This is a genomic window from Amycolatopsis sp. NPDC101161, assembly GCF_044768185.1.
Taxonomy (GTDB): Bacteria; Actinomycetota; Actinomycetes; order Mycobacteriales; family Pseudonocardiaceae; genus Amycolatopsis.
This window is the reverse complement of the sequence record NZ_JBIWPI010000002.1, coordinates 841,937-854,812: the sequence shown is the minus strand read 5'-3', so window position 1 is coordinate 854,812 and position 12,876 is coordinate 841,937. Positions and strand designations below refer to the sequence as shown.

9 protein-coding genes and 1 tRNA gene are annotated in these 12,876 nt (G+C 70.5%); 6 read left to right on the top strand and 4 right to left on the bottom strand.

Annotation, left to right across the window (positions count from 1 at the left end; genetic code table 11):
* Positions 1 to 30: 30 nt before the first annotated feature.
* From ACIRSS_RS15145 to ACIRSS_RS15125, 5 genes are all read left to right on the top strand, one after another.
* Complete coding sequence (locus ACIRSS_RS15145; protein ID WP_400894928.1) at positions 31 to 690, top strand: endonuclease V; 660 nt, start codon at positions 31 to 33, stop codon at positions 688 to 690.
* On the top strand, positions 687 to 1,370 hold the full coding sequence (locus ACIRSS_RS15140) for a uracil-DNA glycosylase (RefSeq protein WP_400894926.1): 684 nt from the start codon (positions 687 to 689) through the stop codon (positions 1,368 to 1,370). Before ACIRSS_RS15145 ends, ACIRSS_RS15140 begins: the two co-directional genes overlap by 4 nt.
* An 84-nt stretch (positions 1,371 to 1,454) precedes the next feature.
* On the top strand, positions 1,455 to 2,789 hold the full coding sequence (locus tag ACIRSS_RS15135; RefSeq protein ID WP_400894923.1) for an NAD(P)/FAD-dependent oxidoreductase: 1,335 nt from the start codon (positions 1,455 to 1,457) through the stop codon (positions 2,787 to 2,789).
* A 200-nt stretch (positions 2,790 to 2,989) separates the two neighbouring features.
* The gene (locus tag ACIRSS_RS15130) at positions 2,990 to 4,321 is read left to right on the top strand and encodes a ricin-type beta-trefoil lectin domain protein (protein ID WP_400894920.1); all 1,332 of its coding nucleotides are present in this window, start codon (positions 2,990 to 2,992) and stop codon (positions 4,319 to 4,321) included.
* Between the two features lie 23 nt (positions 4,322 to 4,344).
* Positions 4,345 to 4,421, top strand: a tRNA-Leu gene (locus ACIRSS_RS15125).
* A 62-nt stretch (positions 4,422 to 4,483) separates the two neighbouring features.
* On the opposite strand, the gene ACIRSS_RS15120 is transcribed toward ACIRSS_RS15125, so the two are convergent.
* On the bottom strand, positions 4,484 to 5,920 hold the full coding sequence (locus ACIRSS_RS15120) for a sialidase family protein (protein WP_400894918.1): 1,437 nt from the start codon (positions 5,918 to 5,920) through the stop codon (positions 4,484 to 4,486).
* A gap of 345 nt (positions 5,921 to 6,265) precedes the next feature.
* Between ACIRSS_RS15120 and ACIRSS_RS15115 the strand changes: the two genes are divergently transcribed.
* Entirely contained in the window at positions 6,266 to 8,119 is a 1,854-nt protein-coding gene (locus tag ACIRSS_RS15115) for a sialidase family protein (RefSeq protein ID WP_400894916.1), read from the top strand.
* Positions 8,120 to 8,183: 64 nt separating this feature from the next.
* On the opposite strand, the gene ACIRSS_RS15110 is transcribed toward ACIRSS_RS15115, so the two are convergent.
* From ACIRSS_RS15110 to ACIRSS_RS15100, 3 genes are read right to left on the bottom strand one after another with little or no spacing between them, the layout of a single operon-like run.
* Positions 8,184 to 9,725 carry a hypothetical protein gene (locus ACIRSS_RS15110; protein ID WP_400894914.1) on the bottom strand — a complete coding sequence of 514 codons (1,542 nt, stop codon included), beginning with the start codon at positions 9,723 to 9,725 and terminating at the stop codon, positions 8,184 to 8,186.
* Positions 9,722 to 11,644, bottom strand: coding sequence for an AAA family ATPase (locus tag ACIRSS_RS15105; protein ID WP_400894911.1), 1,923 nt, complete (start codon positions 11,642 to 11,644; stop codon positions 9,722 to 9,724). Before ACIRSS_RS15105 ends, ACIRSS_RS15110 begins: the two co-directional genes overlap by 4 nt.
* Positions 11,641 to 12,873, bottom strand: coding sequence for a hypothetical protein (locus tag ACIRSS_RS15100; protein WP_400894908.1), 1,233 nt, complete (start codon positions 12,871 to 12,873; stop codon positions 11,641 to 11,643). The genes ACIRSS_RS15105 and ACIRSS_RS15100 overlap by 4 nt, the downstream gene beginning before the upstream one ends.
* Positions 12,874 to 12,876 lie beyond the last annotated feature (3 nt).

Sequence of the window (12,876 nt, the reverse complement as noted above, 5' to 3'; positions counted from 1 at the left end):
GCCCCAACCTAGTTGTGGCAGGGTGACTTGGTGCACACCGGGGACTGGCCGGCGACGGTCGAGGAGGCGCTCGCCGTCCAGGAACGGCTGCGCGGCCTGGTGGACCTCACCGACGACCTCCCGGAGCTGCCGCCGACGGTGACCGGCCTCGACGTCGCCTACGACGGCACCGGCGAGATCGCCGCGGCCGTCGTCACCCTGGAGACCGCCGGGCTGACGGTCGTGGAGGAGCGGACGCACCGCGCGCGGGCCGTCTTCCCGTACGAACCGGGCCTGTTCGCCTTCCGCGAGCTGCCGCCGCTGCTGGCCGCGCTCGAGCGGCTGGACCACGAGCCGGACGTCCTGGTCTGCGACGGCCACGGCCTCGCCCACCCGCGGCGCTTCGGCCTGGCCTGCCACCTCGGCGTGCTGACCGGGTGGCCCGCGTTCGGCGTCGGCAAGACCCGGTTCGTCGGCTCGCACGGCGTCCCGCCGGAGCCGCGGGGTTCGTCGGTGCCGCTGGTCGACGCGGGGGACGAGGTGGGCGCGGTGCTGCGGACCCAGGACGGCGTCAAACCGGTGTACGTCTCGGCCGGCCACCGCGTCGGCCTGGCCCACGCCTGCCGGCTCACCCTGGCCCTGACCCCGCGCTACCGCCTCCCCGAGACGACGCGGCGGGCCGACCGGCTGTCCCGGGCGGCGCTGCGATGAGGTCCCTCGCCCAGCTCGACGCCGCTGTCTCGGCGTGCCGTGCCTGTCCGCGGCTGGTGACCTGGCGCGAAGGCGTGGCGGGCACCAAAGCGGCGTTCCGCGGCGAGGAGTACTGGGCACGGCCGGTGCCCGGCTTCGGGCCGCCGGACGCCTCCCTCGCGGTGGTCGGCCTGGCGCCCTCCGCGCACGGCGCGAACCGCACCGGCCGGATGTTCACCGGCGACCCGTCGGGGGACTTCCTCTTCCGGGTGCTGCACGAGGTCGGCCTCGCGTCCCAGCCGACGTCGACGGCCATCGGCGACGGCCTCGAGCTGTACGGCACGCGGCTCGTCTCGCCGGTGCGCTGCGCCCCGCCGGAGAACAAGCCGACGCCGGCCGAGCGCGACACGTGCCGCCCGTGGCTCGCGGAGGAGCTGACGCTGTTACGTCCGACACTGCGCTCGATCGTGGTGCTCGGGGCGTTCGGCTGGCAGGCGTTACTGCCCGTGCTCGCCGCGGCCGGCTGGCCGGTGCCGCAGCCGCGTCCGGCGTTCGCGCACGGCGCGGTCGTGGAGCTGGGCGACCTGCGGCTTTTCGGCTGTTACCACGTCTCGCCACGCAATGTCCAGACCGGCCGCGTGACCCACGCCATGGTGGCGGACGTGTTCCGCGCCGCGACCTCGGTGACAGGGCACGACTGAATCGTTACGGAAACCGCAGCGACGCTGGTCACAGCCGGATGGGGCCCCCGAGCGAGGTCGCGGCGAAGGTGTCACCATGAGGACATGGCTGCTGCGAAGTCGAAGTCGGAACCGACTCGGATCCTCGTCCTCGGTGGTGGGTACGTCGGGCTCTACACGGCGTACGGCCTCCAGAAGATGCTCCGGGCCAACGAGGCCTCCGTGACCGTCGTTGACCCGCAGCCCCACATGACCTACGCGCCGTTCCTCCCGGAGGCCGCGGCCGGCGCGATCGAGCCGCGGCACGTGGTCGTGCCGCTGCGGCGGGTGCTCAAGCGCTGCCACGTGCTGACCGCGCGCGTCACCAAGATCGAGAACGAGAAGAAGTCCGTCACGGTCGAGGCCGCCGACGGCCACATCGAGCAGCTGGGCTACGACGTCCTGGTCGTCGCGCTCGGCGCCGTCGCCCGCATCCTCCCGATCCCGGGCCTGGTCGAGCAGGGCATCGCCTTCAAGACCATCGGCGAGGCCATCTACCTGCGCAACCACATCATGACCAAGCTCGACGAGGCCGCCAGCACGCTGGACCCCGAGCTGCGCAAGCGCCTGCTGACGTTCACCGTCGTCGGCGGCGGGTTCGCCGGCATCGAGGCGCTGGCCGAGCTCGAGGACATGACCCGGTTCGCGGTGGAGAACTACTACCCGAACATCAAGACCTCCGACATCCGCTGGGTGCTCGTCGAGGCGGCCGGCCGGATCCTGCCCGAGGTCCGCGAGACCCTGGGCGTGTACACGGTCGAGCAGCTGGAGAAGCGCGGCATCGAGGTCTACCTGTCGACCGCGGCGAAGTCGTTCGAGAACGGCCACGTCGTGCTTTCGGACGGCACGGAGTTCGACACCGACACGCTGATCTGGACCGCCGGCGTGAAGGCCAACCCGGTGCTGGCCAACTCGGACCTGCCGCTCGACAAGCGCGGCCGCGTCGAGGCGACGGCGGCCATGCAGGTCGTCGGCCACCCGGACGTGTGGACCGCGGGCGACAACGCGGCGATCCCGGACCTCTCGCGCACCGAAGAGGACCCGACGGCCACGTGCCCGCCGAACGCCCAGCACGCGGTCCGCCAGGCAACGCTGCTGGCGAAGAACATCATCAAGGTGATCCGCGGCGGCAAGCCGAAGGACTACTACCACAAGAACCTCGGCGCGGTGGCCAGCCTCGGCCTGCACAAGGGCGTCGCGGACGCGCTGAACCTGAAGATCAAGGGCTTCCCGGCGTGGCTCTTCCACCGCGCGTACCACCTCAAGGCGATGCCGACGTGGAACCGCAAGATCCGCATCCTGTTCGACTGGATCCTGGGCGGGCTGTTCCGGCGTGAGGTCGTTTCGCTGGGCCAGATCAACAACCCGAAGGACGAGTTCGCGCGCGTCTCCAAGTCCTGACGCTCTTTCCTCGAATGCCCCCGGCCCTCGTGGCCGGGGGCATTCGTCGTTTTCGGGGCTATTGCAGGGAAATGACCGGCTGTGTGCCGGTGAGTGACATGGTCTGGACAACTGGGCCGGTGAGCGGGTAAACCCTTTCTTCACAACGCGGAATAAGTCCGCTCCGGCTCCCTCCCCACGGTCCCCTCCTTGGAGCTCGCATGCGCGTTTCCCGTGCCCTCACCGCGGCTTTGCCCGCGGTCGTGAGTGCCGCCGTCCTCGCCACGACCCCCTCGACCGCCGCCGCGGCCGGGGGCGCGTTCCCCGCCCACTACGCGGCGCCGTACCTGCAGATCAGCGACGCCGACGCCGGCCAGCTGGCCGCCGACATGAACGCGACCGGCACGAAGTTCTACACACTGGCGTTCCTCACCCCGCAGTCCGGCTGCACGCCGGTGTGGGAGGCGAACGGCACCGGCGTCGGCTCGTTCAAGTCGCAGATCAGCGCCCTGCAGGCCGCGGGCGGCAACGCGATCCCGTCGTTCGGCGGCGCCGAAGGCGGCGAGCTGGCCCAGACGTGCACCAACACGGCCAGCCTGACCGCGGCGTACGCGAACGTGGTGAACACGTACGGCACGCCCCGCCTGGACTTCGACATCGAGGGCGGCGTCCTGAACGACACGGCGTCCAACCAGCGCCGCAACTCCGCACTGGCGGCGCTGCAGCAGCAGAACCCGGCGGTCCAGGTGGACTACACACTGGCGGTCGACCCGACGGGCATCCCGTCGAACGAGCTCGACCTCCTGCGCGACGCCAAGAGCAAGGGCGTCAAGGTCAGCGTGGTCAACTTGATGGTGATGGACTTCTACGACGGCCAGCCCGTCCTGGGCGACGCCCTGTCGGCGGCCCGGGCATCGGCGTCCCAGCTGGCGAGCCTGTACGGCATTTCGACATCGGCGGCGTACGCGATGATGGGCCTGACGCCGATCGCGGGCCGCAACGACGACGGTGCCCAGTTCAGCCAGTCGGACGCCCAGCAGCTGGAGAGCTTCGCGGCTTCCAACGGCGTCGCGGAGCTGTCGTTCTGGGAGTTGCAGGACTACGACCGGGCAACGGGGTATGCGTACTCGCGCATCTTCAACGCGATCACGGGCGGCACGACCACCCCGCCGCCCGCATCCGGCGGAACGATCACGGGCTACGGCGGAAAGTGTGTCGACGTGGCGGGAGCGTCCTCGGCGAACGGCACGACGGTGGACCTGTACACGTGCAACGGGACGAACGCCCAGCAGTGGACGTCTTCCGGTTCTTCGCTTCGAGCGCTCGGCAAGTGCCTGGACGTGAACGCGGCGGGAACGGCGAACGGGACGAAGGTCCAGCTGTACGACTGCAACGGAACGGGCGCCCAGCAGTGGACGCACAGCGGAAACCAGCTGGTGAACCCGGCATCGGGCAAGTGCCTGGACGCGACCGGTCCGAGCTCGGCTGACGGAACACCGTTGCAGATCTGGACCTGCACGGGAGCGGCGAACCAGTCCTGGACGCTGAACTGAGGCGATCGCCTAGAGTGTGCGGTGCCCCCGTAGCCCAACCGGCAGAGGCAGTCGACTTAAAATCGATTCAGTGCGGGTTCGAGTCCCGTCGGGGGCACCAAACGCGCTGACCCTGCCGCCGCGTCGTTCACCCGGACGCGGGGCAGGGCCGGCTCGCTTCGATCAGAACGCGGTCAGCACGGACTGTTCAGCCGCCGCCGGCGACGCGGGGATCTCCGCCGTACGGCGGGTGCCGCCGGTCAAGGGTAGGCCGCCCGTTGGGGCGAACATGCCCAGGTTGAACGTCGAGCCGCTCGGGGCCGAGGCGATCGGGATGATCGGGAAGGCGTTGCCGCCCGCTCGGACCGATGTTGAGATGTAGTCGCCGAACATGCGGCCCTGGGACGTGTTCGGGATCCACGACAGGTTCATCGGCCCGGCCACCTGGGTCGCGGTGCTCCAGCTGGTGCCGCCGTTGGTCGAGGAGATGAACCCGACGTCGAGCCGGCAGGTCGCGGCGGTGCAGTTGGCGGTGGGGTAGAAGTAGTACGTCAGGCCGATGCGGGCGCTCGTCCCCGACGTCGAGGGGTCGACGCCGATGCCGGGGACGAAGTGGTCCACCGTGCTTGTCGTCGCGTCGATCGGGATGCGCGTCGGGGCCGACCACGTCGTGCCGTTGGCGGATTTGCTCAGCACGATGTCGTTGCTCGGGCAGCCGGAGCGGAACCGGCAGTCCGACCACGCGACGTAGACCGTGCCCGCGCCGTCGATTTCGGCGCTGGGCAGGGCTTCTTCGCGCAGGCCGCCGGCCGCGTCGTGGTGGCTGATCGAGGCGACCTGGGTGGTCGACGTCCAGCTCGCGCCGCCGTTGGTGGAGCGGAAGCTGCGGATCTGGTCGTTGAGCGACAGGTAGGGGACCACGACGGTGCCGTTGGGTTGCACGACCGGCTGGCCGCCGAGCCCGGTGTGCGTGCCCGACGGGGCGCGGGCCGGCCCCCACGTGAGGCCGCCGTCGGTGGACGTCTTCATGCGGAGCGAGTCACCGGAGCTGGTGATGTCGTATTCGGTGTAGCAGCTGCCGAAGAACGGGCTGGTCGCGGTGTTGTCGCAGACGATCCAGTTCTTGTCCAGCGAACCCGTCGCCGTCGTGACGGGGTTGCCGAAGGTCTTGCCGCCGTCGGTGGAGCGGCTGGTGAGGACCGGCTCGCCGGTGGGGCAGTTGACGCCGAGGGAAGAGATCAGCCAGACGTTGTGCTTGGCGTCGAACGCGACGGAGGCGTCGCTGATCTGGCCGCAGGGACCGCCGGTGTTGGCGGTGGTGCCGGGCAGGAAGCCCTGGGTCCAGGTGCCGCCGCCGTCCGTGGAGGTGGCGAACCCGATGTCGGACGACCCGCCGCCGGACACGCGGCCGACCTGGAAGGCCGAGACGATCGTCGAGCCGAACGCGAACGTGTCCGGCTCCACCTCGGTTCTGTGCTGGGCCTGCGCGTCGGTGAACGGATCGGCGCTGACCTGGGTCACGGCGACGTTCGCGGACGCGGACGTCGCGGAAACCAGCAGGCCGCCGACCACGACGGCGGGCAGCAGGGTGGCGGTGAGCATTCTTCGGGAAAGCGGCATGGCGCGTTCACCTTCTCCGGTGAGGTGCGGCAGTGAGGCGGGCAGCGGGGTCGCCGCTGCGGGCCATGACGACTGTCGATCCAGCCACTCGGATCGGGTGCCGTAAAGAGGTCTCCACCGATCCAGACCCGTTCGGGGGCGGCCGAACGGCGGAACAGTTGGCCGTGCGCTTACTTGCTCCCCTGTGGACAGTGGACACGCGGGTAACGATGGGGCGTTTCGGGACGACCATCCCCACGGCGGCCAAGGCACGGTCGATTCCGTGTGGCTGACCGCAAACCGGATATACCGGTCAAAAGAGGGAGCACGCCCGTGTCGCGTCCCCGCACCATTTCCGCGATCAGTGTGACGATTCTGAGTACGGCCGCGCTCGGCGTGTTCGCCGTGGCCCCGGCCACCGCCCAGCCGTTCGGCTACCGCCAGCTCAACCCGGTGCAGCAGCGCCACGTCTCCGGGCTGCTGTCGACGGTCCTCAACGGCGAAGACCCGGCGAACGCCGCCAGAGCACTGGCCCCGAACCGGGCCACGCCCTCGGCCGCCGCGCCGTGCGCGAACCGCTTCGGCGCCGACGTCAAGGTCAACCAGAACTGCCTGAACCTCACCGACCCCGATCTGCAGGGCCGGGCCCAGTCGCAGAACGAGACCTGGGCCGCCGCCGATCCGAACAACCCCGGCCACGTCATCGCCACCTACAACGACTACCGCCGCGGCGACGGCACCTGCGGCGTCAGCTACTCCCTCGACGGCGCCCGCACCTGGACCGACGCGACGACGCCGAACGGATTCAGCCGCGGCACCGACTTCGGCGGCGCCGCCCGGGAGTACTGGCAGTCCGGCGGCGACACGTCGGTGGCGTGGGACTCGCGCGGCAACGCCTACCTGTCGTGCCAGGTGTTCAACCGCGGCAGCGCCGTGTCGCCGAACCCGGACCAGTCCAGCGCGTTCCTGGTCTTCCGCTCGACCGGCACCAACGGCGCGTCCTGGAACTTCCCCGGCCGTCCCGTCGCCACCCACGACGACACCGCCGGCGCCGGGAACTTCCTGCTGGACAAGCAACTGCTCACCGTCGACAGCAACCCGCGCAGCCCGTTCCGCGACCGCGTCTACCTGTCCTGGACGACCTTCGCCGACGACGGCACCGGCTACATCTACGAGGCCTACTCCGCCGACTACGGCGAAACGTTCTCCGCGCCGGTGCTGGTCAGCGCCGACACTCCGTTGTGCGCCAACGCTCTCGGCTTCCCGACGCCGCGGGGCCGGTGCAACCAGAACCAGGACTCGCAGCCGTTCGTCGGTCCGGACGGCGCGCTGTACGTGGTGTTCAACAACTTCAACAACGCCACCGCGAACCCGGCCGACAACCACAACCAGGTCCTGCTGGCCCGCTCGACCGACGGCGGGCAAAGCTTCTCGACCCCGGTGCTGGTGGGGAACTACCACGAGCTGCCGGACTGCGCGACCTACCAGAACGGCCAGGACCCCGGCCGCGCCTGCGTCCCGGAGAAGGGACCGTCGGCGAACTCGGTGTTCCGCGCGAGCAACTACCCGATCGGCGGCGTCGACCCGCGCGACCCGCGCCGGGTCCTGGTCACCTACGGCTCGTACATCAGCCGGAACTCCAACGAGGCCAACGGTTGCACGCCGACCGGGTTCAACCCCGCCACCGGCATCAACACCTACACCGGCGTGAAGAACGGCGGCTGCAACAACGACATCGTCCTGTCGGCCTCGACGAACGCCGGCGCCTCGTTCGCCGGCGGCACCACCGATGTCCGCCAGCTGCCGGTGGTCACCACCGCGCCCGGCCAGGCCCGGACCGACCAGTTCTGGCAGGGCGCCGCGTTCACCCCGGACGGCACCTTCGCCGCCAGCTACTACGACCGCCAGTACGGCGCCGACGAGACCACCGGCTTCTCGGACATCACGGTCTCCGCCGGGTTCACCCAGACCCGGGCGACGTCGGGCAGCATGCCACCGCCGACGCAGTTCACCGGCACGTTCTACGGTGACTACGCCGGAATCGCCGTCACGGCCCGCACCGCGTACCCGGTCTGGTCGGACACCCGCCCGCCGGACCTGTTCCTCTGCCCCGGCACCGGCACGCCCGGCACCCCGCCGCGCACCTGCCAGGCCGGCGCACCGAACGCGTCGATCGCCAACGACCAGGACATCTACACCGCCGGCGTCGGCGTTCGCTGACGTTGCTCTCGGTGGGCCGCCCGCGCTTTCGCGAGTGGCCCACCGCAGTGCCACCGATCCCGCGTCAGCCGCCCAGGCTGGTCTTGATCGCCGTCTCCGCCGCGGTCATCGCCAGTTTGCCCGCCATCGTCATCGCCCACTGGCCCGCCTTCTTGAGGTGGGCCGTCACGCCCTTCTCGTCGCCGATGCGGGCCTGCTGCTCCGCCGTTTCCAGCTGGGCGACCGACTCCCGCTGGGCGTCCGTCGTCGCCCACGACTCGAGTGCTTCGCGCAGCTCTGCCAAGTGGTCGGCCAGGTCGCGCAGCTCCGTGACCGTCACGTTCGTCGTGTCGCCCGAGGTCGTCGTCGTCCGGTCCCCGACGTGGACGCGCGCGTGGCCGGCCGCGACCGGGCCGTCCACGTTGCCCCCGATGCTGATGTTGCTCGTCTCATCGTGCTTCACGGCGTTTCCTCCGTAGGCGTTCTGCGTGACGTTCAGGGCCCCGACGTTCCGGTAGTACTCCTTCAGCCGGTCGATCTCCTCGTACAGCCGTCTCGTGCTCTTCCACCGGCGAGTGGTCGCCTGCAGCAGCATTTCGCCGTGCGAAGTCTGGTATTGCGGGGTCAGCATCCCGAGCAGCGCGTAGCGCCGGGCGAGGTCGCTGCTGTCGGCCCAGTGCGTCCTGGCCGCGCGGATCTGCACCTGGCACTCTTCCCAGTCCTGCCGTTCCAGTGCGTGCTCGGCGTGCGCCCAGGCTCGCCAGCCCTTGAAGTGCGCCAATTCCATCGCTCGCGACCCCTGGACCTGCGACGCCAGCGCCGTCGCGGCCGCGCGCTTGACCCAGGCTTCGTACAAGCCGATCGCGTCGTCGACGTAGACCAGCGCCTCGCCGATGTTGTCGGCCTGCATCTGGCCGAAGAACGACACGAACCGGAGCATGATTTCGGTGTAGGCGAACTGGTCGTCGAGCTCGCGCAGCAGCTTCCCGATGGTGTTCTGGGCCCTCTGGTCGGCGTCCGCCGCGCTTTCGAGGTCGTCCTTCAGCACCCCGTACTTCGAGCGGGCTCCCTCGAACGACTCCTTCGCCATCTCGTACTTGCCGCGCTGCATGGCGGCGACGCCGTCGAAGAACTCGATCTTGGTGATCGTCAGCGCCCCGGCGACGCGGCCGGTCTCGCTTTGCGGCAAAGAACTGTCGAACAGTTCGCCGTAGCAGTCCGACGCCTGTTCGAGGTGGACCCGGCCGTCGACGAGGTTGCCGCCGAGGAGCTGCTCTTCGGCCTTGTTCTGGCAGAGCTGGCCCTGGATCAGCAGGATCAGCCCGGTCGCCGCGTCGGCCGCCTCGACGAGCCGCTCCTTGAACGGCTCGCTCGTGCCGGGCCGGTCGAGCTGCTTCTGCGCGACCTCCCGCATCACCTGGTTCAGCTTGATGACCTCGTCGAGGAGGTCGCGGGACTCGGCGAACTCGTGCTGCGCGGCGCGCTCACCCGCCATCGCGGTGAGCCGGGACTCCAGCTCCACCTCGGTGTCGTAGTAGCGCTCGAACTCCTCCGGGGACAGCTCGGCGGCCAGCTCGTAGCGTTCGAGCTCGCTTCCCAGCGCTGACACGGGCACCGGCTCGGTCACGGCTCGCCTCCGGGCAGTTCCTCGACCACGAACGGCGGGCTGTTCGCGCCGCGGTGCACCCAGATGCGCGTCCCGGGCGCGGGCGAGTTCTCGATGACCCACTTGTTGAGCGGCCGCCGGACCCACTCCTCGAGCAACGGGCTGCGGATCTGCCGGGCGCCGAGCGCCGAGCCCGTGTCGGCCAGCTCGGTCGTCACGGCCCGCTCGATCGCCCGCTGGTCGAACACGAGCTCGTAGCCGCGAGCGGTGGCGGACGCCTTCAGCTGGGTGAGGAACTTCCCGACGATCCTGGCGACGACCTCCCGGCGGAGGATGTCGAACACGACGATGCCGCTGCCGAGCCGGCCGAGCAGCTCCGGCCGGCCGAGCTCCTGCGTGAGGTAGGTGGCCACCGCGGACCGGAAGTGCTCGCGCACCTCGGAGTAGGGCGGCGGCAGGTCTGGCGTGTAGCCGGACATCAGCCTCGGCAGCTCGCTCGCCCCGAGGTTGGACGTGAAGATGACGACCGACTGGGAGAAGTGCGCGGTGCGGCCGAGGCCGTCGGTCAGCCTGCCGTCGTCGATGATCTGCAGGAACTTGTCGAAGATCTTCGGGCTGGCCTTCTCGATCTCGTCGAACAGGACCACGCTGAACGGCCGCTGCAGCATCCAGTTGGTGAGCAGGCCGCCGTTCTCGTGCCCGACGAAGCCCGGGGGCGCCCCGGTCAGCCGCTCACTGGCGTGCTCCTGGCTGAACTCGCTCATGTCGAACCGCCGCAACGCGTTCTCGTCGTCGAAGACGAGCTCCGCGATCGCCTTCGCCAGCTCGGTCTTGCCGACGCCGGTCGGACCGACGAAGAAGAACACCCCCTTGGGCCGGGTGACCGCCGCTTCGGCGTCGGCCACGAAGTCCAGGCCGATCCGCGCGTTGACGAGCATGTCCGACGCCGTGCGCACGGCCGTGTCCTGGCCGATCACCCGCCGGGCGAGGATCTCTTCCGCGTGTTGCACCTTGGCCCGGTCCATCTGCTCCCACGGGTCGTCCTGCAGGCCGAACCGGTGCCGCATCACCAGCCGGCGCGGGGTGGTGACCGGGATCGCCGCCAGGCGCGAAGTCGCGGCCAGCGCCCGGATGTCCAGGATGGTCATGCCCTCGCACAGGTTCGCCAGTGTCGCCGCCGCCTGCGCGGCCTGTTCCGGCTCGAGCTCGGGCGCGTCGTGGAACTGGGGAATCGCGGTCCGCAGGAACGCGGCTCGTTCGGCCGCGCTCGGCGGCGCCACCTCGATCACCGCGACGTGCGGGTTGTGCCGGTGCACCCAGTTCGGCAGCGCGCCGAGCTGCTGCGTGACGAGCACGACGATGTTGCGGACCGCGTCGCCGGCGGAACCGGGCGCCGGGACCGCCTCGGTGATCATCTTGCGCAGGCACGCCAGGTTGGCCTGGTGGCGTTCCTCGTTGGCCCCGTCTTCGCCGAAGATCAGGTCGGCCTGGTCGATCACCACCGCGGCCGCGCGTTCGTTCTGGACCAGGAGGTCACGGGTGGCCGCGAGCAGGTCCGCCGGGGTGCGGACGTGGGGCCGGGCCGCGGTGGCCGCGCGGGCCTGCAGGTCCCGTTCGGCGTCGCTGACCCGCCTGCCGCGGTCGGTCAGCCCGGCGGCGGGCAGGCTGGCCGGCGGTTCGGTGGCCGTTCCGGTGTCCACCCGGGACTGGACGAACTTGCGGCTGTCGTCGTCGGCGAAGGTCAGCCCGTCGACGAGGTCGTAGCGGGTGACCACCCGGAACCCGGCGACGGCGAGGAACGACGGCAGGGCCTTCGGCAGGCTCTGGAAGGTGTCCTCCCACAGCACGAGGTCGTCGATGTTGCCGTGCAGCACGAGGTGCCGGCCGCGGTGGATCTCGTGATAGGCGCGGGCGAACCAGGTCGCGGCGGGAGCGGTCACGGCTTCCCCCCGAGCTGACGCTCCTGCGTGGTGGCGGCGGTCCGGTGGCCGGGTGCCGGGCGGGGCCCGTCTTCGTCCCAGGTGACCGAGCCGGGCGTGAAACCCTTGCGGCGCAAGGACGAGTTGAGCTCTTCGGCCAATGACTTGAGTGACGTGCAGGCCCGCGGTTCGAGCGGACCGCCGCTCTCGCGGAGGTAGTTGATCCGGTGCTCCTCGGCTTCGTCGTCCTGGACGACGACCATGAGCGCCTCACCGCTGTGCCTGCGCGCCTCCATGCCGATGCTGCCGTCCGAGCCGTGCACGAACGACCCCTGGTCGACGGCGAACCCGAGGGCCGGCAGGGCTTCGATGATCGAACCGAGCATTTCGCGGCGCGCGGACAGCCGCTCGATCGCCGTGTCCAGTTCCTCTTCCAGATCGTCGAGCCGGTCCGCGAGCCGGACGGCGAGTTCCATCGCTTCGACCGGCCGGCCGGCGGCGAGCTTCGTCCCGATGGCGTCGAGCACCTGGCCCGCCACCGGCAGCTCGCCGAGCGGTATGCGCGCGGCTTGCGCGTCGGCGGACAGCCCCGCCACCCGGGCCCTCAGCTCGTCGAGGGTGGACTTCGCCGTCCGGACGTGCTCGGCGTGTTCGGCCGCGCGCGTGGTCACTTCCTGGTGGTGGGCGCGAACCTGGGTCAGCAACGTCTCGATGTTCTGCTCGAACAGTGCGATGTTCCCGTTGTCCAGTGCGTTCGCGAGCAGCACGACCGCCTCGTCGACGGTGCGCGCGGCGACGGGGGCGAAGCGCGTCCGCTGCTCGGCGTCGAGCTCGGAGAGCAGGCCGCGCACCGCCGAGAGCTGCCCGGCCGCGTGCCGCGAGCTGCGGCGCAGGACGTCGGCGGCCGCCGTGACCCGCAGTCGTTCGGCCTCGTCGAGGACCCGCACGGCGGCCGCGATCTCGTCGTCGTCCGCCGCGGCGCCGACTGCGCGGCGCGCCCGTTCGAGGGCGGCTCTCGTCCCGGCCAGGTCGGCGGAGACGGTCGACGACTGCTTGGCGAGCGCGTCACACCGGGCGGTCGCGGCTTCCACCTGGCGGGTGACCGCGGTGCGCGAACGCTCCAACGCGGCCTTCGCGCGCCGCTCCTGCTCCTCCTTGCGCTTGCGTTCGCGCGCCTGCCGTTCCGCTTCGAGGCGCTCGCGGATGAGCTCGCTCGCGCGGACGGTGCTGTACTTCGGCGATCTGCTCACTTG